This window comes from Methylophaga thalassica MP (genome assembly GCF_000214595.1).
In the GTDB taxonomy this organism is placed as follows: Bacteria; Pseudomonadota; Gammaproteobacteria; order Nitrosococcales; family Methylophagaceae; genus Methylophaga; species Methylophaga thalassica.
The window spans coordinates 97311-122913 of sequence record NZ_AFIG01000002.1 but is presented as its reverse complement, the minus strand read 5'-3'; the positions used below and the strand labels follow the sequence as shown (position 1 = coordinate 122913).

The 25603-nt window shown below is 40.7% G+C and carries 24 protein-coding genes and 1 pseudogene; 11 read left to right on the top strand and 14 right to left on the bottom strand.

The genetic code is table 11. The features are described from left to right. The first annotated feature begins 23 nt into the window (after positions 1-23). The 7 genes from MAMP_RS11400 to MAMP_RS11370 are packed head-to-tail and all read left to right on the top strand — an operon-like array spanning position 24 to position 8499. Positions 24-404: a BlaI/MecI/CopY family transcriptional regulator gene (locus tag MAMP_RS11400; protein ID WP_007146205.1), complete on the top strand. Its 381-nt coding sequence runs from the start codon at positions 24-26 to the stop codon at positions 402-404. Between the two features lie 5 nt (positions 405-409). Beyond that, the gene (locus MAMP_RS11395; protein ID WP_007146204.1) at positions 410-1360 is read left to right on the top strand and encodes a M56 family metallopeptidase; all 951 of its coding nucleotides are present in this window, start codon (positions 410-412) and stop codon (positions 1358-1360) included. A gap of 11 nt (positions 1361-1371) precedes the next feature. Then, positions 1372-2745, top strand: coding sequence for a TolC family protein (locus MAMP_RS11390; protein WP_007146203.1), 1374 nt, complete (start codon positions 1372-1374; stop codon positions 2743-2745). 17 nt (positions 2746-2762) lie between these two features. Further along, positions 2763-3998 (top strand): efflux RND transporter periplasmic adaptor subunit, encoded by a 1236-nt coding sequence (locus MAMP_RS11385; RefSeq protein WP_007146202.1) that lies wholly within the window; start codon positions 2763-2765, stop codon positions 3996-3998. Between the two features lie 9 nt (positions 3999-4007). Next, positions 4008-7121 (top strand): efflux RND transporter permease subunit, encoded by a 3114-nt coding sequence (locus MAMP_RS11380; protein WP_007146201.1) that lies wholly within the window; start codon positions 4008-4010, stop codon positions 7119-7121. Positions 7122-7149: 28 nt separating this feature from the next. Next, positions 7150-8199 (top strand): HupE/UreJ family protein, encoded by a 1050-nt coding sequence (locus tag MAMP_RS11375; protein WP_007146200.1) that lies wholly within the window; start codon positions 7150-7152, stop codon positions 8197-8199. A 48-nt stretch (positions 8200-8247) separates the two neighbouring features. Beyond that, complete coding sequence (locus MAMP_RS11370; RefSeq protein WP_007146199.1) at positions 8248-8499, top strand: DUF6488 family protein; 252 nt, start codon at positions 8248-8250, stop codon at positions 8497-8499. 116 nt (positions 8500-8615) lie between these two features. On the opposite strand, the gene MAMP_RS11365 is transcribed toward MAMP_RS11370, so the two are convergent. The 12 genes from MAMP_RS11365 to MAMP_RS11310 form a co-directional block, all read right to left on the bottom strand. After that, the gene (locus MAMP_RS11365) at positions 8616-9410 is read right to left on the bottom strand and encodes a hypothetical protein (RefSeq protein WP_007146198.1); all 795 of its coding nucleotides are present in this window, start codon (positions 9408-9410) and stop codon (positions 8616-8618) included. An 18-nt stretch (positions 9411-9428) separates the two neighbouring features. Then, positions 9429-9866, bottom strand: a complete 438-nt coding sequence (locus tag MAMP_RS11360) for a single-stranded DNA-binding protein (protein ID WP_007146197.1) — start codon at positions 9864-9866, stop codon at positions 9429-9431. Positions 9867-10084: 218 nt separating this feature from the next. Continuing rightward, positions 10085-10891 (bottom strand): hypothetical protein, encoded by an 807-nt coding sequence (locus MAMP_RS11355; RefSeq protein WP_007146196.1) that lies wholly within the window; start codon positions 10889-10891, stop codon positions 10085-10087. 649 nt (positions 10892-11540) lie between these two features. After that, positions 11541-13358: a ferrous iron transporter B gene (gene feoB / locus MAMP_RS11350; RefSeq protein WP_007146195.1), complete on the bottom strand. Its 1818-nt coding sequence runs from the start codon at positions 13356-13358 to the stop codon at positions 11541-11543. 50 nt (positions 13359-13408) lie between these two features. Next, on the bottom strand, positions 13409-13663 hold the full coding sequence (locus tag MAMP_RS11345; RefSeq protein ID WP_007146194.1) for a FeoA family protein: 255 nt from the start codon (positions 13661-13663) through the stop codon (positions 13409-13411). A 13-nt stretch (positions 13664-13676) separates the two neighbouring features. Next, the gene (locus tag MAMP_RS11340) at positions 13677-14366 is read right to left on the bottom strand and encodes a class I SAM-dependent methyltransferase (protein WP_007146193.1); all 690 of its coding nucleotides are present in this window, start codon (positions 14364-14366) and stop codon (positions 13677-13679) included. Between the two features lie 6 nt (positions 14367-14372). Continuing rightward, positions 14373-16418: an LTA synthase family protein gene (locus tag MAMP_RS11335; RefSeq protein WP_007146192.1), complete on the bottom strand. Its 2046-nt coding sequence runs from the start codon at positions 16416-16418 to the stop codon at positions 14373-14375. 120 nt (positions 16419-16538) lie between these two features. Then, positions 16539-16922 carry a diacylglycerol kinase gene (locus MAMP_RS11330; RefSeq protein WP_050797557.1) on the bottom strand — a complete coding sequence of 128 codons (384 nt, stop codon included), beginning with the start codon at positions 16920-16922 and terminating at the stop codon, positions 16539-16541. Between the two features lie 15 nt (positions 16923-16937). Then, on the bottom strand, positions 16938-17696 hold the full coding sequence (locus MAMP_RS11325) for a COG4705 family protein (protein ID WP_007146190.1): 759 nt from the start codon (positions 17694-17696) through the stop codon (positions 16938-16940). A gap of 38 nt (positions 17697-17734) precedes the next feature. Beyond that, positions 17735-18205 (bottom strand): DUF2231 domain-containing protein, encoded by a 471-nt coding sequence (locus MAMP_RS11320; protein WP_007146189.1) that lies wholly within the window; start codon positions 18203-18205, stop codon positions 17735-17737. Further along, complete coding sequence (locus tag MAMP_RS11315; protein ID WP_007146188.1) at positions 18198-18917, bottom strand: phosphatase PAP2 family protein; 720 nt, start codon at positions 18915-18917, stop codon at positions 18198-18200. Before MAMP_RS11315 ends, MAMP_RS11320 begins: the two co-directional genes overlap by 8 nt. An 11-nt stretch (positions 18918-18928) precedes the next feature. Further along, the gene (locus tag MAMP_RS11310; protein ID WP_007146187.1) at positions 18929-20581 is read right to left on the bottom strand and encodes a phosphoethanolamine transferase; all 1653 of its coding nucleotides are present in this window, start codon (positions 20579-20581) and stop codon (positions 18929-18931) included. A gap of 149 nt (positions 20582-20730) precedes the next feature. Here MAMP_RS11310 and MAMP_RS11305 point away from each other — a divergent pair, with 149 nt between their 5' ends. From MAMP_RS11305 to MAMP_RS16450, 3 genes and pseudogenes are all read left to right on the top strand, one after another. Beyond that, positions 20731-21423, top strand: coding sequence for a response regulator transcription factor (locus tag MAMP_RS11305; RefSeq protein ID WP_007146186.1), 693 nt, complete (start codon positions 20731-20733; stop codon positions 21421-21423). Next, positions 21395-22774, top strand: coding sequence for a sensor histidine kinase (locus MAMP_RS11300; RefSeq protein WP_007146185.1), 1380 nt, complete (start codon positions 21395-21397; stop codon positions 22772-22774). The genes MAMP_RS11305 and MAMP_RS11300 overlap by 29 nt, the downstream gene beginning before the upstream one ends. A 57-nt stretch (positions 22775-22831) precedes the next feature. Next, positions 22832-23230: pseudogene (locus tag MAMP_RS16450) on the top strand (IS481 family transposase); the annotation flags it as partial. Positions 23231-23465: 235 nt separating this feature from the next. Here the strand turns inward: MAMP_RS16450 and MAMP_RS11290 are convergent. Beyond that, positions 23466-24362, bottom strand: a complete 897-nt coding sequence (locus MAMP_RS11290) for a cation transporter (protein WP_040576563.1) — start codon at positions 24360-24362, stop codon at positions 23466-23468. 97 nt (positions 24363-24459) lie between these two features. Here MAMP_RS11290 and cadR point away from each other — a divergent pair, with 97 nt between their 5' ends. Beyond that, positions 24460-24867, top strand: coding sequence for a Cd(II)/Pb(II)-responsive transcriptional regulator (cadR, locus tag MAMP_RS11285; protein ID WP_007146183.1), 408 nt, complete (start codon positions 24460-24462; stop codon positions 24865-24867). Positions 24868-25125: 258 nt separating this feature from the next. On the opposite strand, the gene MAMP_RS11280 is transcribed toward cadR, so the two are convergent. Continuing rightward, positions 25126-25584, bottom strand: coding sequence for a hypothetical protein (locus tag MAMP_RS11280; protein WP_007146182.1), 459 nt, complete (start codon positions 25582-25584; stop codon positions 25126-25128). Positions 25585-25603: the final 19 nt, after the last annotated feature.

Here is a 25603-nt window from a genome sequence, read left to right as displayed (position 1 = left end):
AAACTAAGAAGGTGACCAATACTGTGAACTTAGGTGAACTTGAAAAAGCCGCGCTACAATTTTTCTGGGAATATGGTGATGCTGATGCTAAGCAGGTTTACGCGTATTTTGAGCCTAAACGTGGTGGCACACTGAATACCATTCAAAGTACTCTAGACAGGCTTTACAAAAAAGGTTTACTGAAACGCCATAAAACTGGCTATGCCTATGTATATCAAGCAGCAAAAACAAAAGATGACTTCATTGGAGAATTATTTGTAGACTTGACCAAGGACTTCTTTGAAAGCCCTGAAAGTGCACTTCATGCGGCTTTCTCTTCCATATCATCTAGCCTATCTGATAAAGAAATTTCTGAGCTGGAAGCGCTCATTGATAGGCAGCGAACTATGTCAGATGTGGAGTAATTGGTTTGTTTTTTGACCTAGCAGCGTTCCTGCTTAATATACTCTCTCTAGGGACAGTCGCGTTCTTTAGCGGTATTTTTGCATCAAGCTTATTAGTTAGTGCCAACACGGGTTTGTGGTCCTTCACCCTTGCTCCAGCTCGTAAACAAAAACTTATGTGGCTAACGGTAAGTATGCCATGGGCACTAGCTATAGCTTCGCCTGTACTCCTCGCATTATCACTAGAGACTATTTTCCCCAAATTGTCTGATATGATGCACTGGCATCATTCTAATGAGTTTGTAATAAACAGTTGGCATATTTATCCGACAATACTGTTGATCCTTGTATTCAGTTTCACCTTTGTCAAAAGCTGTGTATTAGCTGCTAGGCATGCACAAACATTCACTCACTTCAGGACATTTTCTGATAGCGAGGGGCTCCTTGACGTTAGAGAGCCAAATGCGTTCTCAGCAGGGCTAATCAACCCCCAGACATTCATAACGAAAGGTCTTGCAACTAAGCTTGATGCCTCTGAGTTAAAGATTGTTCAGTTGCACGAACTCAGCCATGTTAAGAACAGAGACTCCTTAAAAAAGCTCATTTTTGGTTTTATGTCCTCATTTTTCCCAAGAAGCATCAGCAAAAGGCTTCAGCATGAAATGGCTTTCTCAATGGAGTTAATAGCAGATAGCTTTGTGGTCTCAAGTGGAGTTTCTAAGTTTGATATTGCTACTACCTTATTGAAGGTGTCGAAAATTATCAGTACATATGAAAGAGGCCAAGTAGAGGCCAACATTCAATGTAACTTCAGTGGCAATGAGGTTAAGGCTCGCATCGAGAACCTGTTGACGCAGCAACCGGCAAGCACCATCACGAATTTCTCGCTTTATGGTTCTCTCATTCTAATCAGTTTATTTTGCCTGCTAAGCCTAGACACCTTCCATCACCTCGTTGAAACCTTTTTTCATCATTAGGAGTGACTTTTGTGGAAAACCAAAAAAAAGTTCTGCCCATAAAACCGATTGGTAGTCGGTTTTATGGTGTTATTACTCATGGCTCGCCAAAGCCAAAATCTTTCTATAAAAAACCGATTGTCGGTCGGTTTTTATTCACCAAACTTTTCATCGGTGTCGTCTTTGCTACGGCAATGATTGCATGGCTACCTGTGTATGCCAGTGATGATAAGGAGAATTTAAATTCGATTTCACTTAAAGAGGCTGTCAATAAGACATTGCTTCAACACCCAGACTTACCGGGATATAACGAGCTAATTAAAGGCGCTGATGGCTACATTCAGCAAGCAGGTGTGGGGCAACGGCCAGAGCTTAGTTTCATGCTTGAAGATGCCATGGGAACAGGCTCATACAGCAATATAAGAAGTACTCAATCCACACTGAGCCTAAGTTGGTTGCTAGAAAGTGAGCTATTAGATAAACGGACCATTATTGCCGAGAGAGAGAAGTCTAGCTTAGTCATACAGCAGGAAGTAAAACGATTAGACATCGCTTCTGAAACGGCGAGATATTATCTTTCTGCCCTGTACTTTCAAAAGAAAAAAGAGCTTGAAAATGACGCCGTAGCTGAGCTTGAGCGTGTAGAAAAAGAAGTTAGCCGACGTGTAAGAGCCGGAGCTGCTCCAGATGCAGACAGGTATCAGGCAATAGCTAATCTAGAAGAAAAAAAGCTCTCCCTCCACAACAGCAGTTATGAAATTGATGCAGCCGTTAAGAGTCTGGCTTCTCAATGGGGGGAGTACGAACCGTCGTTTTCTGAGGTTGAAGGTGTTTTAGATTTACCAACTAAACGTATTAACTTTGAACAACTCAGAGAGTATCTAACCAATCACCCGAATATCGAAATTTTCTTAAGCGACGAGAGAGTTGCCAAATCAAAAGCTGAACTTGCTAAGTCCGAAGCAAAAACTCAATGGCGTTTCAACGCTGGAATTCGTCGCAATGAAGCGGCCAATGATTATGGTCTGGTAGCCGGATTTACGATCCCCCTGGGCCGTCCTGACCGTAATGCGGCCCAAATACGGGCACTCGGAGCTGAACAAGCAGCTTACCGTGCCGATGCTGAGGCTACCCGTATTCGTATGGAAACCGACCTAGCGAACTACGTTCGTTCATATGAGCGGTATCAAAACTCTGTCACATCACTACAAGAAAAAGTGATCCCCAGCCTTCAGCGCGCAGCTGATGAAGCAGAAAATGCCTACAAGTTAGGAAAGTACAGCTTTGTTCAGTGGAGCTCTGTTCAGCAAGACCTCATCCAGGCTCAAGAAACATTATTAAACCTGCAATTCCAGGCTCACCTCAATCGTGTCGAAATTGAGCGCCTGGCTGGTGTTGCCCTGTAACTCAAAGGAAATCATTAATGAAAAATCTACGCAGTAAAGGCCTGATATTGGCTATGCATTTGGCGTTACTTCCGCTGGTATCTACTCCCGCACACGCAGTGGAGAATGCGGAGGCTGTCTACGAAGAGGTAGAGAAAGGACCAAACAACGGAAGAATGCTAAGACAGGGTAATTTTGCCATTGAATTAGCCATATACGAGGATGGAGTTCCACCTGAGTTCAGGGTATGGGCATCACAATCAGGCCAACCGATTAGTCCAGACAACGTCAAGGTCGATGTTGTTCTAGATCGGCTGGGCGATGTTAAAGATAACATCGGATTTTATCAGCAGGAAGACTACTTGAGAGGAGATATGGCCATCTATGAGCCTCATTCTTTTGCTGTGAAACTTAATGCCGAGTTTCAAGGCAAAGAATACACCTGGTCTTATGACAACTTTGAAGGCCGAGTCGTTATCAATGATGAAATAGCAAAGGCAAGCGGAATTAAAACAGAGAAAGCTGGCCCAGCAAACATACGTAAGACCATTTCAGCCTACGGGCAATTGATTTCACCGATAGAGAACACCAGAACCATTTCTGCCCGCTTTGATGGTCTTGTGAGAAAGGTACATGTCAATCTGGGTGATGATGTAAAAAAAGGCATGCCACTTCTGACGGTAGAGAGTGATAAAAGTCTAAATTCTTACACTATCTATGCCCCTATTAGTGGCGTCGTTACCAACAGAAACATTAATACCGGCGAGCAAACCAAAGGTAAAGAGTTACTACGAATTGTAGATAAAAAGTCTTTAGCCGCAGAGCTGTTTGTCTTCCCTGAAAATCGTTCAAAAATTCAATTGGGTAACCCCGTCTCTCTTGTGATTGAAGGGGTAGCTGCGCCCATAGAAGGTCAAATCGATTACATAAGCCCTGAAATGGACGGCCTTGAGGGTGTGGCAATACGCGTATCGATTAAAAACCAATCAGGAAGCCTGAGCCCTGGGGCGATGGTGAAAGGAACCGTTACCACAAATATTCACGAGGTACCTCTTTCGGTTAAGCGTGATGGCATTCAAGCATTTAGAGATTTTCAGGTCGTGTACGCAAAAGTAGGCACTACCTACGAAGTACGAATGCTTGAGTTAGGAGAACAAGCTGGTGAGTGGGCTGAAGTCAGGGGTGGTCTTGAACCTGGAACAGAATACGTCACCAGTAGCAGTTACGTTATAAAAGCCGACATAGATAAGTCAGGCGCATCACACGACCATTAAGAGGAAACTATGTTAGATACCATATTAAGAGCGTCTCTGAATGGCCGTTCAGTGATCATGGCATTAGTGTTATTTGTCAGCATGCTTGGGATCTGGAACTTCAACCGTTTACCTATTGATGCTGTACCAGACATTACCAATGTTCAGGTAGTTATCAACACTGAAGCACCTGGCTACACGCCTTTAGAAGTTGAGCAGCGAGTTACATTTCCTATTGAGACTGCTATGGCGGGGTTACCTAACCTTGAATACACCCGCTCAGTGTCTCGCTACGGACTATCTCAAGTCACAATCATCTTTAGTGATGACACTGACGTCTACTTCGCCAGACAACTGGTCAATGAGCGCCTCACAAATGTGAGGACCAAACTTCAGGCCTCATTAAACCCGGAGCTAGGTCCCATTGCTACTGGTCTCGGTGAAATATTTATGTTCACCGTTGATGCAAGGCCTGGCGCAACAAAAAAAGATGGAAGCGCAATCACTCCTACAGACCTGCGGACTGCTCACGACTGGATAATTAGACCACAGCTTCTGAGGGTCCCGGGAGTCGTCGAAGTCAACCCAATAGGTGGTTTTAAACGTGAAGTATTGATAGCCATTAAACCGGAAAAGCTACTTTTCCATGAAGTTTCACAGCAAGAGCTTATTGAGGCGATCTCCAACAGAAATCAAAACCGTGGTGTAGGTTTTGTTGAGAAGAAAGGTGCACAGCTTTTATTACGTGTTCCTGGTCAGGCAAGTAGTCTTCAAGAAATTGGCAATATCTTAGTGAAGTCCTCTAAGAAAATGCCTGTACGTGTAAAAGACCTTGCAGACGTCCAAGAAGGTATTGAGCTTAGATCGGGTGCTGCCACTCAGGACGGTCGTGAAGTCGTAATGAGTACTGTCTTCATGCTTGTCGGAGAGAATAGCCGAACAGTAGCGAAAGGTGTGGCAGAAAAACTAGAGGCCATCAATGCGAGTTTGCCAGAAGGAATAGTGGCAAAGGCTGTTTATGATCGCACCAAACTCGTTGATAAAACACTCAGGACTGTGCAAACCAATCTGCTGGAAGGCGCATTACTGGTCATTGTCATTCTGTTCTTCTTACTCGGCAATGTTCGTGCTGCGTTATTAACTGCAGCGGTAATCCCTCTCGCAATGCTAATGACAATATCGGGCATGGTACAAACCCGAGTCAGCGCGAACCTCATGAGTTTGGGCGCGCTAGATTTTGGTCTTCTTGTTGATGGCGCCATCATCATCGTTGAAAACTGTTTACGTCGTTTAGGCATCGAAGCTAAGCAAGGTAAAACACTCTCATTATCTGAACGATTGGACGTGGTCTATAGCGCCACTCGCGAAGTCATCAGGCCAGCAATGTTTGGTGTCTTTATCATCACGGCTGTCTACCTTCCGATTTTCTCTCTTACAGGAGTGGAAGGAAAAATGTTCCACCCTATGGCGATAACCGTTGTCATCGCTTTGGTTTCGGCAATGATCTTGTCCGTTACATTCGTACCAGCTGCAATTGCTTTTCTTTTCAAAAAGCCACTAGTCGAGAAAGAAAGCAAAACTTTCAATGTTCTACAAAGTGGTTATCAGTGGTTACTGATCAAGGCAATAAAAGTTAGGTGGCTGGTGCTCTTGCTTGCTGCATCACTTGTCGCTTTATCAGGCTGGTATGCGACCAAATTGGGAAGTGAATTTGTTCCTAACCTTGATGAAGGTGACATTGCGATGCATGCACTACGCATTCCTGGTACATCACTCTCTCAGTCAATTGAGTTCCAACAAATCTTGGAAAGCAAAATTAAGGAATTGCCTGAAGTACAGAGGGTATTTGCAAAAATTGGTACTGCTGATGTTGCGACAGACGCTGTTCCACCTAGTGTTGCAGATAACTTCATCATCCTTAAACCACGCTCTGAGTGGCCTAACCCGGATAAATTAAAGAGTGAAGTTGTTGCTGATCTAGAGGCGTTAGTTAGTGACATTCCAGGTAATCGGTATGAGTTTCTTCAGCCAATTCAAATGAGATTCAATGAACTTTTGTCGGGTGTACGTGCTGAGTTAGCGATAAAAGTATTTGGTGATGACTTGGATTTACTGGCCGAAGTAGGCAGTAACATCGAGGAGGCTATTTCTGACGTCAACGGTATCGTTGACGTGCAAGTAGAGCAAACGAAAGGTCTACCTTTTCTCACTATCGAGCCTAGATTCGACGTGATGTCTCGTTACGGAGTCAGCCTGGACATGCTTCAAGACCAACTCGCCATCGCGATTGGTGGGCAGGTATCAGGACTCTTTTATGAAGGGGATCGTAGTTTTGATATTACGGTTAGGCTGCCTGAAGATCGTCGTACGGATCTCGATACTCTGGGTTCCTTACCTATCCAAGTTACAAATCAACGGTATGTCCCTTTAATGGAGCTTGTCGACTTTAGCTACACCGATGGTTTGAATCAGGTTAACCGTGAAAATGGCAAACGACGAGTTGTCGTCACAGCTAACGTTCGGGGTCGTGACTTAGGATCTTTCGTGGAAGATGTTAAGAGCACCGTCAATGAACGAGTTGATATTCCAGCTGGTTATTGGGTGGAGTATGGCGGCACATATCAAAGCCTTCAGTCAGCCTCCCAACGTTTGATGGTAGTTGTGCCTGCAACGTTATTGATGATTGTTGGCTTACTTCTGTTGGCGCTTCGCTCCTTTAAAGATGCCATGGTGATATTCACTGGTGTACCACTAGCTCTGACTGGTGGCGTACTGGCATTGGTCATAAGGGATATTCCATTTTCTATTTCCGCTGCGGTTGGCTTCATTGCACTTTCAGGCATAGCCATTCTGAATGGCCTAGTCATGGTGTCGTTCATCCGGGAACTGCTTAAAGACGGACTTGAAGTGACCGAAGCGATCGTCAAAGGGGCAATGACTCGTTTACGACCTGTCATTACTACAGCATTTGTCGCATCTCTGGGCTTTGTACCTATGGCACTCAATACAGGTATCGGTTCAGAGGTTCAAAGACCATTAGCAACTGTTGTTATTGGAGGTGTTATTTCATCCACGTTATTGACTTTGTTTGTACTTCCGGCGCTATACCGGACCGTGCAAAGAACAAACAAAAAAACTACATAAACTCAAAGGATTAAAGGAAAAAGCAATCATGTTTAAATTGTTGTTAGTGCTAGGTCTAATTTTGATTAGTCCGTTAGCTTTTGGTCACGGTATGTCACCTGAAGATCAGGCTCGCATGCTCAATGCTAACTTCATGGAGTACATAAGCTTAGGGGCAACCCATATGCTTACAGGGTATGACCACCTGCTGTTTTTATTTGGTGTCATGTTCTTTCTAACCAAGTTCAGCAGTATCGTTAAATTCATCACGGCATTTACTGTTGGCCATTCGATCACCTTGATATTTGCCACACTGCTAGGCATCAAAATTAATTACTTTTTGATTGATGCTGTCATTGCGTTAACAGTCTGTTACAAGGCCTTTGACAACCTAAATGGCTTCAAACGCTATCTAAATACAAATCCACCTAGCTTAATTTGGATGGTCTTTGGTTTCGGTTTGATCCATGGTTTTGGCCTGTCTACACGCCTCCAAGAATTGCCTTTGGGTACAGAAGGTTTAGTAGCAAAAATCCTGGCATTCAATGTCGGCGTTGAGTTAGGTCAAATCGTTGCACTTGCTGTAATGCTGGCTCTACTCACTGTATGGCGTAAGCGTGAAAGCTTCACTAAGTTTGCAGTCACCTCTAATGTCAGTCTAATGGTGGCTGGTCTGTTTTTGTTGGCGTTCCAACTTCATGGATACGCGCACACAAAATACACAGATGACTTCCCAATGAATAAAGACGATCACTTCCATACACACCAAGATATGGCCTTAGCTATTAAGAAAAGTGCTTCCAGTTCTTCGGAGGTTTTATCTAACAGCGCACTCACCGGTGACGCCTCTTCGAAAGATTTTGAACACTCACATGACGGTAGTAATTATCACAGCCATGTGGATAACAATGCTGAGGAAGAGGTACCTGCAGTCTCAGTTGATAACTCTTATGACGAAAGGCTTCATACCCATGATGGAGAAAATTATCACATAGACAGTGAGGTCATTTCAGAACAAGAGCCAGAACCTATCATGGAACAAGAGACCTATGATGAAAGTGCTCATCGTCATGGTCTTGGTGATTACCACAGTCACTGATATTAATAGAAATCATAGAGTTCACTTGTGTTTGAGAGATAAAAAAGTATGAGTGATAAATTCATCGTCAACTGTGCCCTGGAAATACTTAGAGAGCTAGCCGCAACTGAGAATGAAATATCGGTCGGGAAGTTACATTCAAGCTGGGCGAAAGTTGAAATTCAAGATATTAAGCTCATTGGTCGTTCAGATGGGTATGCTGTTTTAGAAGCAATAAACTATGCTTTACCTGACACAACCTACTTGATGCTCACTGACGCAGGGGAGCTTTGTGAAATCAACGATAGTTGTAACTTCTAGAGTGGTTATTGTGCAATCTAATTCACGAAGATAGTTCATACAAAAATGTGAGAAAACAGCCTAAAATATATGTCGAAATCCCTCCACCGATAATAATCGGTAGAGGTTTTTTGCTTTCATGTGGGTAAAGGTAAATTTTTAAGTTCTAAAAGTGCCTTGCGAAACTCTTCTGGAGTACTCACTTTTGGACACTCTACTCTCTTCACCCTGGCCAATGATTCAAGTTGTCTAAGTTGTGCCGGCTGTATCGTATTAGGATCAGCTTTCACGCCACGACTTTTACTTGCATCTACCACCTGCAACTGTGCAGGTTTGCTGACCGAACCCGTCTGCTCTGTGGAGCTGGCGGTCTTTGTCACACTAGCCGCTGAAGTTTGAGCCTTAGTATCAGATGTTTCCAATTCTACAGGCTTCATCACTACAGACTGACTTGGACTTGGTTTATCAACACTTGCATTATCAAAAGAAAGACCTTGGGCTTGCATGTCGTTATCTTCATCAGAATCGAAGATTTCCCCACCAAAACCCAATCGAGCCAATAATCGCTGAAATGCTGCTGTCTCCCCAGTTTCATAATCTTTAAGATACCAAACTGCTTTGATTGCAGAACTTTCCGCGACTACATTGCCTTCTTTGTCCACTAATTGCGACTTAAAGACAACTCTACGCTCTTCCATGAACTCTTTGATGTGCTGTTCTGGTAGCTTCCCTTGTGCTGCAAGTGCTACACACAATTCCTTTCGGCCTTGTGCAAAATCCAGGTAATCGGTTGCTTGAGACAGTACGCGATAGCCTTTATCTGGGCCATATACCTTTAAAAAATCAGGTATACGGGCAGAGACTTTCACATATCGATTCGTTTCACCGTTGAGGTTTTGGATTTGAACAACTTTTGAATTAGTTGCAGCCATTATGCATCTCCTTCTATTTTAGTTGTCTTGTCCATAACTATCATAATCACCGGAATAGTAATCCATATCGTCAGGCATGTTAGATGATGGCTGCTGCATATCTCCTGCTGGATTGTTTGCACTTGATCTGCTGTCTAACATGGTCATTTCATTACCAACAATCTCTGTTGTGTATTGATCTTGACCTTGCTGGTTTTGCCATTTCCTAGTTTGCAATTTACCTTCGATATAGACTTGCGAACCTTTTTTTAGATACTCCTGTGCAATTTCACCTAACTTATTACGCAGTATTACCCGATGCCATTCAGTCCTTTCTTGTCTTTCGTTTGTTTGCCGGTCTTTCCACGACTCACTGGTAGCGATTCTCAATGTACAAATGCTACCGCCTTGAGGAAAGGCACGGGATTCAGGATCAGCACCCAAACGACCAACCAAAATAACTTTATTAACTGACATAATTTTCTCCTAAAAGGGTTTTCTACACTCTCGTTGAGGGTAGAACCTGAAATTGGTATTTAACCTTGGTCAAATACTGATGAGAGCAGTAATAAACGCTACTGCTGAACGTTTCAGACTGAATATCAAGTATTCAGCGCAGAAACCCTTTTTTTGGTTGAACTGTTTGTCAATGTAGCTAAAAAAAGAGTCACCGTTAAGGCAACTCTTTAAAACGTTTAACCAACCTCCAGTTCGTGTGAAAAGAAACGTCCGTTAGTTGATTTCTTAGTATCCATAGATACTACATTTCGATATGACAGAATATTTATTTCCTTGTCCATATAGAAGTGCTTTTCATATCGACCTAACAACAAGTAGGCAATATAAGAGCTAAAGTTATGTAACCGATACTCAGTACCAGACATTGATGTGATTGGTTCAAGCACAGTTTTCAGCTTTATCGCTATGCGAGATAAGTCTGAACTCAACATATCAGCTGAAAATAATGCACATAAACCATCCAGAATTTCTGGGTTATGACCTTCTAACCAGATAGAACTGGGTCGTTTACGTCCATCAATAACGGGCTCTGAAATCTTGATGGTGAAAGTTTTTTGTGTATATGGATCTAATACATCCACATCCCAGATATCTCCGGTATGCTGCTCACGCTGCATAGGAGTATCCGTCATAGGAAAACTACTTCGATGCTGGAGTAGTTTTGCAATGGCACTTACTTGTCCTTTCATCACCTGCTTTTCTCCCGTAGGAGGAAAAGCCATACTGAATGCTTTGCCTGTGACATTTGCTAATTTATTCAGTTTTTCCTGTACTTTATCTGGCATCTCTTGCTGAAGATCGAGTGTTAATATCTTTGCAAAAAGCGCCAGGTCATCTGTTGCTTTGCCTTCATTGGTCATAAACCAAACTTGTTCAGGCATACCGTTCTTTTCTGTCAGAAATAGACGGCAAGGTTCATTGCTTGGAAGATCGAATGTCCAAGCGTCCTTCGCTAAAGTGGAAATATCGTTTTGATTGCTCATTTGACGCTCCTTTTTTTACAAAAAGGGGCCAAATGACATTATCCGCCCAGGGCCGATGTTCATCTGACCCCGAGGGTGTTGTTGTGATCGGATTAGATCACAAGTATTGAGTGTCGGATAGTGCCGACGTTCACTTCAAAAGCAATATTGTTATTGCTAAGAAAACCTTATTGCAAAATCAACATATATGCAGACTTTGCGATAAGGCCGTTATAGCTAATTTGAATGGAAATATAATTAAATATGTCTGCCCTCCTTAGAAGACAGACTCTTTATGTGAAATACTTTGAGGAGTATTGATACATCCGTAGATATATCTATTTGAGAGCAGAAAGTTCGTTCTGCTAGCGATTCAGTCAGCAAAATTAATCACTGACAAGAATGTAATTCATTTTGTATGAGTGGATTTTGGATGTCAAGAAGTCGACTTTATTATATAAATCTCCAACCTAAGCTTTTTAGTCAGTACCGTACAATATTAATTGAAACACTTGATTAGTTTTTATATTTACTAATGAAAAAACTTTGGCAAATTGACTTTCTTAGTTACTAATGAATGCATTTATATTGTTAAGTACTTGCAAAAGTAGATGCTGTTTCCACACAGTTCTTTGTTTTAGTATACAAAGCAGTTGGGGCACTAATATCATTAGATTAATATATGGGCCAGAAGAGCTAGAAAATATGCAAATATTCCATAACCAATAACAACTGAGAGTGTTACTTTATCACTTCCTGTTTCGGCTCTTAACATAGCAACCGTTGCCACACACTGCAGTGCAACAACGTAAAACAATAACAATCCAATTCCAGTGCCAATTTCCATCCCTTCGCTTCGGACTTTATCAGCTAAACCAACTAGATCACCATCAGCGCCATCCATACCCAACAGTGTACCTAAAGTACCAACAAAAACCTCTCTTGCCAGAAAGGATGAAATTATGGCTACACCATAACGCCAATCAAGTCCTAAAGGCGAGAATACTGGCTCAATAAAATGTCCTATTTTGCTTAGATATGAATTCTCAAGACCTCCAGGCTCTAGTGGGAAGTAGCCAAGAATCCAAACGATAGTAGAAACAAGAAAAATAATAGGGCCTGCACGGTAGATAAATTGTTTTCCGCTATTCATTACACGATTGATTAAGGGTTTCCAGTGAGGTAATCGGTAAGCAGGCAACTCAAGAATGAAAGGCATATCGACATTATCTTTTCCAATTTTCGTATATCGACTGAGCATAAAACTTACCAATAAAGCAGTCATAATCCCAAATAAATACAAACAAAAAAAGGTAATTCCCTGCAAGCTAACAATTCCATTGAGATACTGGACCTCTGGTATAAACACACTTACTAAAAGAGCATAAACAGGAAGCCTAGCTGAGCAAGACAGTAATGGGATTGTCAGCATCGTTATCAACCTTTTGCGTGGTGACTCAATAGTTCTTGCTGCCATAATTGCTGGTATAGCGCAAGCGTGTCCTGACAAGTATGGTATAAAAGTGCGTCCTGATAATCCAAAATAACTTAATGGTCTATGACAAATTAACGCAGCCCTAGCAAGGTAACCACAATCCTCCAACAAACCGATTACAAATGTAAGAACCATTATCTGAGGCACAAAAACTAAAAATGAACCGATCCCTGAGAATACAGCATCATTAATGAAATCTGCAATTAGACCCGTGCCTAAATATGACGAGATATATGATGCGAGAGAAGTAATACCATTTTCTACAGCATCCATCAAAGGTGCAGCCCATGTAAATATACTTTGAAAAAGTAAGAACATAACTACCATAAATACGATGCCACCAATTGAATTGTGGAGTAGAAAATGGTCTAAAGCGTTTTGATTTCTGAGTGATATTTCAGGCTGAATTCCGAACTGATTCCCAACCTTTCTGGCTAGTTTACGTATAGACTTTTCGTCACCAACAGAATGTTTGGGCAAATATAGATTTGGGAGTTTAGTTATAGTCTTGATAGTCTTTTTTAGATTTTCAATACCCTGTCTCGTTTTTGCTGAAATTGGAATAACTGGGCTACCCAGCACCTCAGACAAAGACTCAGAATCAATGTGATGGCTCATGCGTGCTATTTCGTCAATCATATTTAGTGCAAAAAGGATTGGCTTTTTGTATTGCTGAGCCAGGCCCTGCACCTGAAGACCGAAAACCAAACTTCTCTCCAAACGAGTTGCATCAAGGTTACAAACTATCAGTGAAGTTTCCGTCGATGTCATAGCCTCTCGAAGTTTTTCCACCGCTAGAGCTTCATCGTGGGAAAGTGTATTCAGTGAATAAGCACCTGGAAAGTCAACTAACTCATATTCATTCAGGCGCCCAGCTTTTAACTCGACAGTTACTCCAGGAAAGTTAGCAACTTTTTGCTTCAGTCCTGTCAATTGATTAAAGAGAAGTGTTTTTCCTGAGTTAGGTTTTCCAACAAGTAGAATTCGTTGCATAATTTAATAGAACATCTCTCGATAGTTATATATCGTTGAGCTTAGCTCACTTATCCTAAGGCGATTACCTGTATCTGCTTGGCCAGACTAGGATCCAGTGAATAAATACAGTCACCGACTTGTATAACAATAGTGCCGTTGAATGGACCTTTACATAAACACCTTATCTGCTCACCAATTCCAAGACCTAAGTCTTGTATGCGTGCATCAAGAATAGGATTAATGTCTTTATTTGTGGCTAGAATAAAGGCAGACTTTCCCTCCTGCAGTTGCCATAAAGTACAAGCTAATGATGAGTCCGTCATTCTCATTCTGTATTTAGGAAGATTTAGAAATAAATGCGTGGTCTTTACTCAAAACATAGGTACGCCACATTGCATACTTCGGGATAAAGTCTATGTGTTTTTTGATTATAAAGCCGGAGTTTTCAAACTCTTTTTCTACCATTTCAACAGGAAGAACAAATCTATTTTGATAACTTTGGTTCGTTCTTTTTCTCTCAAGTTTTTTCCGTCTCCAGGCTTTATAATTACCATCTACCCATAATGAAATAATCACCGATTGGCGGGTCACTCGATGTAATTCATCAAGAATTTTCATTCTGTCTTCTGATGTCCCGATATGATGTAAAAGTCGAATACAAAAAACACAGTCCACACTATTATCATTCATTGTCAAATCGAATGCCGATGTTTGCAGAGTTTGGATTTTCTGGGTTATCTCATAAGGGCGATAGGCCATACCAATATCTATCATTTCTTGGCTATAATCTGCAGCGATAATTGCTCTGTTCTTCTTTTCAGCTAACAACGGCCAAAATCGACCAGTCCCACATGGCATATCTAGAATAGAATTAGGATTTCCTGCGATTTTAAGAGCTTGCCTACAAATCTGCTGGTCTCTCCAATTAGAAATCTTACGCCATAGTCCTGACTGATGTTTTTCAAAGTATGCTTTTGCATGCTCTGCATCATATTTTTTTGAAAACTCAAGATCTTTTCTTTTCATTGCTTATCACTTCTGAGGTTTATCATATTTATTACTGATGTCTTTTTTTGTCAGGAAGTCAGGACGATGCGTTGAAGCATCAAGTAAACTCTTAGTAGCTGACTGGATATAAGCACTAAGCCTGTGGGACATTACATTTTTGTCATCAGAGGATGAAAGCGTAACCTCAGGCAACTTTCCCAGTTGATAGCTATAAAGCTTTTCTTTGTCATAGGCATCTCTAACCAGTATTTCTTCACCACTGATAATCGCTGTTGTTGGATCTGAGCCAGAAGGTTTAATGATGGCAAACCCTTTATCATCTATATTTAACAAGTCTCTACCCCAACAACTATGAACACTCTTACCTCCAAGTAGGCCAGCGATTATTGGAGCGATGTCCACCTGAGATCCGACCATTGTGTTTCTTCTGCCATACTTCTCAATAATCCCCGGCCCAATAATTAGTAATGGAACGTGAAATCGAAGTAGATCTATGTCTGTAAGTTGACGGTTTGTACCAAACCCATGATCGCCGACAATGACAAAAATTGTATTTTTATAATAACTAGATTGTTCTACTTTCTTAAAAAACTGCCCGAGAGCCCAATCTGAATAACGCATTGCTGTTAAATGTTCATCTAGCGAACCAAATCCTGTAACAGGTCTGACAGGTAAAGGTATCGGTAGTGCATAAGGTGTATGGTTAGATAGTGTCTGTAGAAAAGCAAAAAAAGGTTTGTCTTTTGGAAGTTCTTTCAACTCTATCTCAGCACGATTAAACATGTCCTGATCAGAAACGCCCCATGTAGGATCGGAAAATATAGGATTGACGTAATCATGTCTGCCAATAAACCTCTGCATGCCTTGAGTACCAAAGAAGCCTTTCTGATTATCCCAAGCAAAATCACCGTTATAAACATACAAGCTTTGATAGCCTCTATCAGCGGTGATTTGTATCGAGCCTGAAAATTTCCTTGTTCCCTCAGGTTGCTGCATCAAATACTCGTAATGAGGCAAGTTTGGAAAACATGACACTGAAGCAAACATGCCTTGATGTGTATGCGTCCCATTAGAAAAAAAACGTTCGAATAGCAGTCCCCTTTGACTTAATTTGTCAAATTCAGGGGTGATGGAGTAGTCATGCCCAAGAGCACCGACATACTCACCACTGAAACTTTCCATCAGAATAAATACGACATTTAATGGTTCGCTCTGAAGTCCTTCACCCGCATCGTATTGCCTATAGGTAGGTGAAGTATCAGAAGATAGCAACTTATCTTTGCTTGTTAAAAGCATTGTTTTCACGATTGAATTGGCTTCATCTAACGGCATTTGTTTAAGCCATTTATTGTCAACTTTACGACTTCCAATAATGGCTTTACTCAAGGTATATACGCCATTCAACGCTAAGTGATTTGAAAATAAGTATTCACTATGAAATGCATCTCCCCATCTAAGAGGAGGCCCCTGCCTTAGTGTTCCTCTAGCAGCGACGATACTAACAATCAATAATAAAAAGAAAACACATAATCGAGTTGAATAAGAAATTTGTCTCTGCCCATGAGCTATATGATCACTGTTCTTTTTTAAGGCGTAATAAATAATGGTTACAAGAACAACAACCAGCATTAAATATTTAATAACCGGAAATCCATACCAAACCATGCTTAATACGGTACCGGGCTCTTCCTTTAAATACTCAAAAACAAGGCTATTTAGGCGAGTGTGAAACTCATGATAAAAGTCAAGTTCCATCACTGCTAGGAAAATCAATAAGCTAGCTACAAAAGTCAACCATACAAGATATAGTTTACGAAACTTAAAACCCTGTCTAAATAGCATTCCTAGAACTAAAGGGGTAACAGCATATACCGTAATTATTAAATCAAATCTCATACCAATTAAAAATGATGCACAAAGATCGGTCATTGGTATTTGAGTAGCAAGCTCATGATTTCTCGCAAGTAATATTAGTCTCAATACTGTTTGTAAAATCATGAGAATAAAAGCAGAACTCAATAAAAAATACACGTCTGTTTGTAATGTGGACTGATTTTTTGCTGTTGTCATAGACTTATTTTCCAATCAGATCGCAACTAATTAAAACTTCATTAGCAGCAAATTATTAATACTGATTTATAACTTTTTTTAGTTAAAAGACTCATAAAGACAGAATGTAAAAGAACATTTCTAATAGAGAATGCCTATCCAGATGCCTGCGGCTATCACTAAGCCCAATAAAACCGCTAGAGAGCCGTAATCCTTGGCTCGACCAGACAATGGATGCCAGTCCATCCCAACACGATCGACAACACATTCAATGGCAGAATTAACTAATTCGAGAATCAAAACCATTAGTAGGCTGCTAATTAAAGCAATTCGCTCTATAGCAGTAACATCAAATAAAAACGTAAAAACGGTAAATATGATAAATACTAAAAACTCTTGTCTAAATGCAGCTTCATTTTTTAGAGCCGACCTCAACCCATTCCAAGAATATGTTGTCGCATAAAATAAACGTTTTATCCCTGTGTGCTTCTTGATAAATCTATTATTTTGTCGTGATTCATTCATTTTTCAGTTACCAAATCAATGAGCTTTACTAGCAGGTGATTGTTTGAATGAAAAAAGAAGAAATAGCATCATGGATAAAAGCGCTGCAGTTGCACCATAATGACTGAGTCCAAGCCCACCAGAAGAGGGGGATTTATCCAGAAAATCACCAAGTACAGCTCCTAAAGGCCTTGTAAGAACGAATGCAGACCAAAAAAGTAAGGTTTTAGAAGCAGTCGTTAAATAATTTGCGGCTAACAATATGATTAGGATTCCACTGAATAAAACAGCACTTCCCAAATAACCTACTCCAGCTGTATCTGCCGTCCAATCTCCTAATGCCGTTCCTAATGTTTGAGAAAACATAATTGTCAGCCAGTAAAATACTTCTGCTTTAGGTTGATTAACGGAGGCGACGGATACCGTTCCAAGGCGGCTGTACCAAAGTGCTAAACAACCAATCAAAAGTGTTAAAAGAAGCATTGAGCCTCCGAGGTATCCAATTCCTAAAGACCGAGTTGTAAAGTCGGCTAATGTTGTACCAACAGTTGTAGTGGTAATTATGGTGAACCAGTAAATCAGTGGGTGAAATTTTTTAGCGAAGATCTGAACACTTACAGATAAAACAAACAAAGTGAAGAAAATACCTGTCGCGGCGAGATAACCTAGATTCATTTTCATTGAAACAGCATCACCACCGGTTTCCCCGAGTGTTGTCGAGATAATTTTTAGCACCCAAAACAGTAATGTTACTTGTGGCACTTTAGACATAATATTTTCTGAATAATTATTCACAGTATGTTCCTCATATAATTTCTCTTGCTTGTATCAGTTCAAAGTACTGGCTTGGCTGTTTCAACATTTACGCCATTTTCAAGCACCAGAAAGTGGCCATAATAGACAGCGACAAACAATGTAATAACTGCTGCAGATTCAAGTGTTAATATCAGCCAACTAAATAGACCTTTTAGGCTACAATTTCTCCACCTAATCAATATTTGTGTAAGAGAGGCAAATGCAAATAAAAGCACTGCTGAGTTGGCGACGAATTGATGTTGTTTTAAAGGTTCTTCTGCAAAACCACTGGCAAGCGCTTTATCAAGGGCAATATCACCGAAACCTGCACTCAGATAGGCAATCACCGTTCCAAAAATTAGTAGTTTGAATCCCACACCTGAAAAACCAGAATTTGAGGATAAGTCTTCACACTTGAGTTGAGCGGTGATCTGAATGATTACTGAAGCCGGCAAGACAGCTATTGGAATCTGAACAAGCAATGGGTGAATATGAGCAGGATTAATCATTTTCCTCTCCACTATCGATCAGTATTTTCGATTTTTTTAAGGTATTTTCTCTGGAGAAATATATCCACAAAGCCAAGCTTGAAAACCAGCAAATCAATGCGGATGTTAAATCATGACTTAAAAAGTGTGCCCCACGCAGTTGTTGAGAAACCCCATAAATAAGTCCAAAAAATAGAACACAAAGCAAAACAGTTTTTGCATAATCGGGGAAATAGTTTCGAGAGAAAAAAAATAGAGTGAAATATGTATATGCAGAACTTGCATGCCCTGCAGGAAAGCATTGACCTGATTCTTTTATATTAGACTCTAATATGCTTCTTACCCAGGGGAAATACGGTTGGTCTCCCCCAAATGCAGTTAGATCCCATGGACAACTGATATGAGTAACGTGCTTGAGTAGAGATACAATTAAAGTACCTAAAGGTATACCAATAACTAGATACTTTAATCCTGAATTATAATTAGATAAGCGTTTATTTCTGAATGAAATAACATATATACCCATAATTGATATATACAGCGCGATTACTAAATGATGCCCCCACTTATGAATCAGCGTTTCTGTTAGCCAGTGCTTCTTAAGTACCCAACTACCACCTTCAGCGCCGTAAATAATCTGAGCAATTACGTAGTCACCATTCAAACCTTGCAAATAGAAAATAGATACCAAGTAGATAATAACTGGGAATAAAATCCATCTTGAATATGGCATACAATCGATCCCTAATTAGCCACAATATTTTTGACTTTACAACTTCTGAATATGTCTAATTCTGGCTTGTAAGCGTCGGTATATATATCCAGTCCTCCGAGAATCGAATGAAACAGATTGTCATGTGAATATTTGTGGCTAGTTTTTTTATCTAAGCAACTACGGTCAATACCAAATTCATTCTCAAATGATTCCGATATCCAAAATATCATAGGTATATGTGTCTGCTCTTTAGGTGCCATAAAATAAGGAGCACCGTGCAAAAACATATTTTTTTCACCCAATGATTCACCATGATCTGAGGCATATATCATGGCTGTGTCATTTGTTAGTGACTTACTTTTCAAATAATCAATGATCTTACTTAGCACGAAGTCTGTGTAGAGGATCGTGTTATCGTAAGCATTAGTGATTTCATCTACAGAGCAATCTTGTAACTGTTTTGTTTTACAAGCTGGCTTGAATTGTTCAAAGCTGGACGGTACACGCTCAAAGTAGGCTGGACCATGACTTCCTTTCTGGTGCAAAACAATAAACAGATCATTTTGTGTCGAGGCTAAAACATCATCAAGCCCCTGAAGTAATGCTTCATCGAAGCACTCATTTTTATTGCAAAAACTGGCAAATTCTAAGTGTGATATCTTTAAATTATCTACCCTGTCACATACACCTTTACACCCACTATTGTTATCACGCCATGATACGCTCATCCCCGCGTCTGATATTACATCCAGTAAGGACTCATATTGACGACCTTTTTTATCAGTGTAGTTATCCCGTCCAAACTTTGAGAACATACATGGCAGAGATACAGCTGTGGCAGTTCCACATGAAGACACATCTGAAAAGTTTAAAATGTCTCTTTTCTCTAGTTCAGGAGTTGTTTGTTTAGAATATCCATTCAGGTGAAACTCTTGTGCCCTAGCTGTTTCACCTACCACAAAGATAAAGACAGTGCGTTTGTTCTTTGTTAACCAAGTAGGGCCTTTTGAAACTCCTTGAGAGATTGATTGAATTGGTTGTGCAGCAGATTTCCATTGTTCTTCTAGTAATGATTTAGACGCTGATATGTAATTTACTGGATTAATTAGGTAACGAAGTTCTCTATTATTTCGTAGTAAGGAGGCATAGTCTTGATAAAACATTAAAGCGATTAGTGCGACGACAATCAGGCTTGAAGTCATTGATAGAGTATTAGCTAAGATTTGTTTATGAACTGGTCGGTATTTAATGTTTATTTTGAAAATGACACAACTCGGCAAAACTCCCCATATAAACATGTGTGTCAAAAATGAAAATGTCAACAGATCTCTTGCTTCAGCATAATCTGTTTGGAAGACATTTTGTAACATACTGGAATCAAGTAATATGTTATAGACATCCATAAAGTAGCTTGCTGCAGCCGAACATAAAACGATAATGATAAGAGCGAGTTTTTGAATATGCTTATATGCAAACAAATTGAACAGAAAGTTATTTGTTGCAGTAATGAAAAAGGCACAGGAAATTAGGAATAATAATGTGTGCAGGGACAGGTTAGTTTGAGCGTTATAGATACCTAGCCATAGACTTTGGTTATATACAACAGCAAATAAGACCGCCAAAAGTAACGAGAAATACTCAGCTCTGAAGCCAATGTTTGAAATTTTAAGCAACTTTGCCATGTGGGCGTATCCCTACTCCATAATTGAGATTCACAAAGTCGCAATACTAGTTAAGATTTCACCTCACATCGTTACCAAATAGTAATCATTACAATTTGGTAATATAAGTTTCTACATATGACTATCAGAAATCGCTATTCTCGAATTCTATGAAAATATTGTTAATTGAAGATGATATTGAAGCTGCCACATCGCTTCAAAAAGGTCTAAAACATTCGGGGTATGAAGTTGTTCATGCTTCCGATGGTCTACATGGTTTTTCATTAGCCAATACACAAAATTATGATGTATTGATCATCGACAGAATGCTGCCAAATCTAGACGGTTTAACAATCATACGGAAACTGCGTGAAGAGGATATTCATACACCAGTCCTAATATTAAGTGCATTAGGTGAAGTAGATGATAGAGTCACTGGACTTAAAGCGGGTGGCGATGATTATTTAGTAAAACCGTACGCATTTAATGAGCTACTTGCTCGGATCGAAGTATTAAATAGGCGAAGTTTAACCAATGTCGAGAAAGCTGAATTAGTCATTAACGACCTGAAACTAGATCTTATATCTCATACCGTGACAAGAAATGGAATCGCAATAAGACTACAGCCAAAAGAAATGCAACTACTCGAATACTTTCTTCGCAATATTAACAAAATTGTTACCAGAACAATGCTCTTAGAAAAAGTATGGGGTTTTCATTTTGACCCTGAAACTAATCTAGTTGACACTCAGATCTCTCGTCTCAGAAGTAAAATAGATAAAGACTTTTCTCAGCAATTGCTTCATACCATTAGAGGCAAAGGATATATTCTTAGTGAAGACCCCTCGAATCCTAAAAACTAGTGTCATAAAGCTTGTCTTAAAATACGCTATTTTCATAACAATTCTAACTACCTTAGGACTGAGCTTTCTCTATTGGTCAACAAGTCAGTATACCGATGCACAACTCGAATCAGGTTTGAAATTTGAGTTATCAAAACTTAAAGAAGTCGATGCAACTCAAGGAAGAGAAAAACTTATTTCTATTCTTAGCTCAAACTGGCAAGAAGGATTGGATACACGTCATTACTATCTATTAGTAAATGATAAAGGTGAAAAAATACTTGGTGACTTATTAGCATGGCCCAAGAAACTAGATCCCAATGAAGAAGTTGTGAATATTTGGATTGAAAATGATATTGCGCCTATACATTTAGAGGAAAATGATGGCTACTGGCCAATGATAGCCGGTAAGTTAGCTGATGGCAGTGAGCTACTGATTACATTGAGTGTTTTACCTGCGGAAGATATACAGGAATTTACCCTCTTTATTATAGCTATCATATTGATTACTTCCATCATTTTTACAATGATGATGGGATGGTTTTTAGGACAAACAATTCTCAAACGAATAGATAACATAAATAATACGGCTAAAGCTATTGAAACAGGTGAACTTGACCAACGCATCGTTTTATCAAGTAATAACGATGAGTTTGATGAACTTGGACAGCATCTAAATAGCATGTTAGACATGATAGAAAAGCTTTTATCAGGCATGAGAGAAGTTACTGATAATATCGCACATGACCTTAGAAGCCCTTTAACAAGAGTTCTCAACCACCTGGATGTCGCTTTGTTAGAAAGTCGCAGTGAAAAGGAATATAAGCAGGTTATTCAAGATGCTGTAATCCAGATCCAAAGTTTAATAACGACTTTTAATTCTCTTTTAGAAATCACACAAACCGAGGCTGGCAGTTATAGGGGGGAGTGGTTAACAATTAACATATCATGCATTTGCACTGACATTGGTGAACTTTATGCTGCTGTAGCAGAAGAAAAAAATAAATACATTCATCTCGACATTGCCCCAAATCTTACCATCATTGGTAATCAACATTTACTATCATTAGCAATAAGTAATCTTTTAGAGAATGCTATCAAATACACATCAAATAATGGAAAGATAGAACTCAAGGTTAGAACTTATCAAGACTCAACTGCCATAGTAATCAGCGATGATGGACCAGGTATTCCAGAAGAATTTCACGACAAAGTATTTGAACGCTTTGTTCGTCTAGATAATTCTAGAACTACTGAAGGTAACGGTCTAGGGCTAAGTTTAGTGAAAGCTGTAGTAGAATTGCATGGAGCAAAGGTTTACCTTAATGACAATCAACCTGGTCTGAAAGTGAAAATTGTATTTGATGATTAAAAAACATCGAAATGGAGTTTTGGGAAACTCTCGCGTAGATGAGAAGCAAAAATGGTTGATGAAGTAGCAGGTGAAATAGAAACCGCTCGTCTAGGTTACTTAGCCTCTCCATATACGTTTTATATGGGAAATTTGAAAGGTGTTGAATAATATTTAACAACAGACCTTTTTTGCTCTATCCCAAACTGGCTTTTGTCAAACTGTACACCCCCCTTTCCCATTACGTTACCAGACTTACTCAATGATAAGGTTCTTCTGTTCTTTATAGCATATCAGTTAGCTATATTTCGTAATCTGGCTAATCGATCAACGGAATATTATGGACGTGTAAAACATCATGATTAACAGCTATATATGGCAATTAATGATATTAACCACACATAAACCAAAGCGATGTCACCTCAGAAAAACGGTATTTGTGAACGATTCTATAAGACTATATTCCAAGAGTTTTATTAGCTCACGTTCCGTGAGAAATTGAACTCATCACTGAATAAATTGCAAAAAGACTGAATGCGGCACCGGTCTTCTATACGTTCACCTAGTTAAAGAATGGAGTCACCGAAAACGACTCGCCATATGCAATTGATTGTTGGACCAGCCATTTTACAATCTGGTCAGACGCGGCTATCAGGCCGGAGATGGACAACAGGGCATACGGCGAGAGATATTTGCCAATCATGGACGTTGCCTAACCCTTCAGGGCCAGAATGCGTCTGGCTCCGTTAAGCACGACAATTCCCGCGATGGTACCGATAATAAGATCCGGATAATTGGATCCTGTCCACACGACTAGGGCGCCAGCGGTGATGACGCCCAGGTTTATCACCACGTCATTGGCCGAGAATATCCAGCTTGCCTTCATGTGCACCCCGCCTTCTCGATATTTGGATATCAGCAGCAAACAAGTGGTATTGGCAATCAGTGCGACGAATGCAATAAGCATCATTATCATCGATTCCGGCTCACTACCGAAGACGAAGCGTCTCACCACCTCTGCGATCACGCCAACAGCAAGAATCAACTGGAGCACCCCCGCAAGATGCGCCGCGCATCCCTGCATTTTCACGCTATGCCCAACGGCATAAAGGGCGAGCCCGTAGACTGCCGCATCGGCAAAATTGTCGAGGGACTCACCAACCAGGCCGGTGGACTGGGCGATCAGACCGGCTGCCATTTCAACCACGAACAGGACTGCATTGATGCCGAGCAACCACGTCAGCATGACTGACTCTTTGGTAGCAGAGGCTGCGAAGGATTCGTCGGCCTTGATGTTCTCCGGATCGGCAGTGACGGTTTCCTGAAACGAAGCTCCCAGCCCCAGGGTCGTCAGTTTCGCAGTGAAAGGAGCAGCCTCTCCATCATGCATGATCTTCAACTGGCGATTCGACAGGTCGAAAGACAGCGCCCGAATCTCATCAAAGCCATTCAGGGCCAGGCGAATCATTCGTTCTTCTGAAGGACAGTCCATCTTCGGTACGGCATAAACGCTGACCCATCTCCCCGATGCTTCGAAGGAGATCCACCTATCGGTATCTGCTTTGGAAGTTGCATCACAGCCACAGGCATTTGTGCAGGTCTTGCTCATAATACGATTCCGCTTGAACATTATTGGGTTATCATTTAAAACCATATAGTAACTATAAGGTCAATAAAACGGAAAGAATCCGTTGAGGAGGAGTCTGATGCGCATTGGACAGTTGGCTCGGTCAGTCGGGATCAATACCCAGACGATCCGCTTCTATGAACAGCAGGGCCTGTTGCCTCCGCCTGATCGGCAGGAAAACGGTTACCGCACCTATACCGAGAAGCATGGTGAGCGGCTGGCCTTCATCTGTCGCTGTAGAATCCTCGATCTGTCACTGGCTGAGATTCGCGAACTACAGCGCTATCAGGACGACCCTCGTCAGCCTTGTGCTGCTATCAACACCTTGCTTGATGACCACATTTCTCATGTGCGGTCGCAAATAACTGCTCTGCAAGAGCTTGAGAAACAACTTGTCTCGCTGAGAGCGGGTTGTAGCGATGGCCGGGAAGTTGGGGCTTGTGGGGTTCTTGCTGGAATCGGCAAAGGGAGTGCGCATAAGCAGTAGGTCGAAGCCATAACCAGATAATCCGATGGTATTTTTGCTTGCCTCATTCTAATGCAGAGTAAAATCATGCACTAAATCCGGACACCCAAAATATGTAATGGTCATACACCAATGGCAACCTTGGACGATAGGGAATTAATTTGGGTAAAAAAGAATTTAGCTCAAATTTAATCTGACAGACACGTTTATCTAAAACGGATAACTATCACATCAAGCCCGAACTAGTACAGCTTTTGTTAGTTTTTCACCAAAAAGAACTCAATCATGAAGTACACTCATGCTCGCCTCAACTTCTCTTTTGGCTACTTGTTCGTAAGCGAGACGCTCACTTAATACGTCGTCGAGTAGTCCACGGTGAATTGCAACAGAGATGGCGTCCTGATTGTTAAAGCGGCCCCCGTGTTTAAATATGAGATCGATAAGTTCACGCTCGTTCATAGTCATATATTCATCAAGTCGGGCGCCTTGTTCTGTTCTGACTTTTATCGCTGCAGGATTAACGTTTCTCATCGTCAGGCTGGCGAGATTGTCTATCAATATTAATTCATTGATTGCATCATCAGAAAGGTGGGTTGGATTCATATATCGAAGGTCCACCAGCCCTTTAATTTCACTGTATAAACTGAATACGTCCTGAAACTCAATGTGATCAGCGGCAAGTACTTTTAAAGCCTCAAGTCTAGCTTTTGCCAGTTTAATGACATTGCTTTCTAGCAAAATGAACCTCCATGTTACG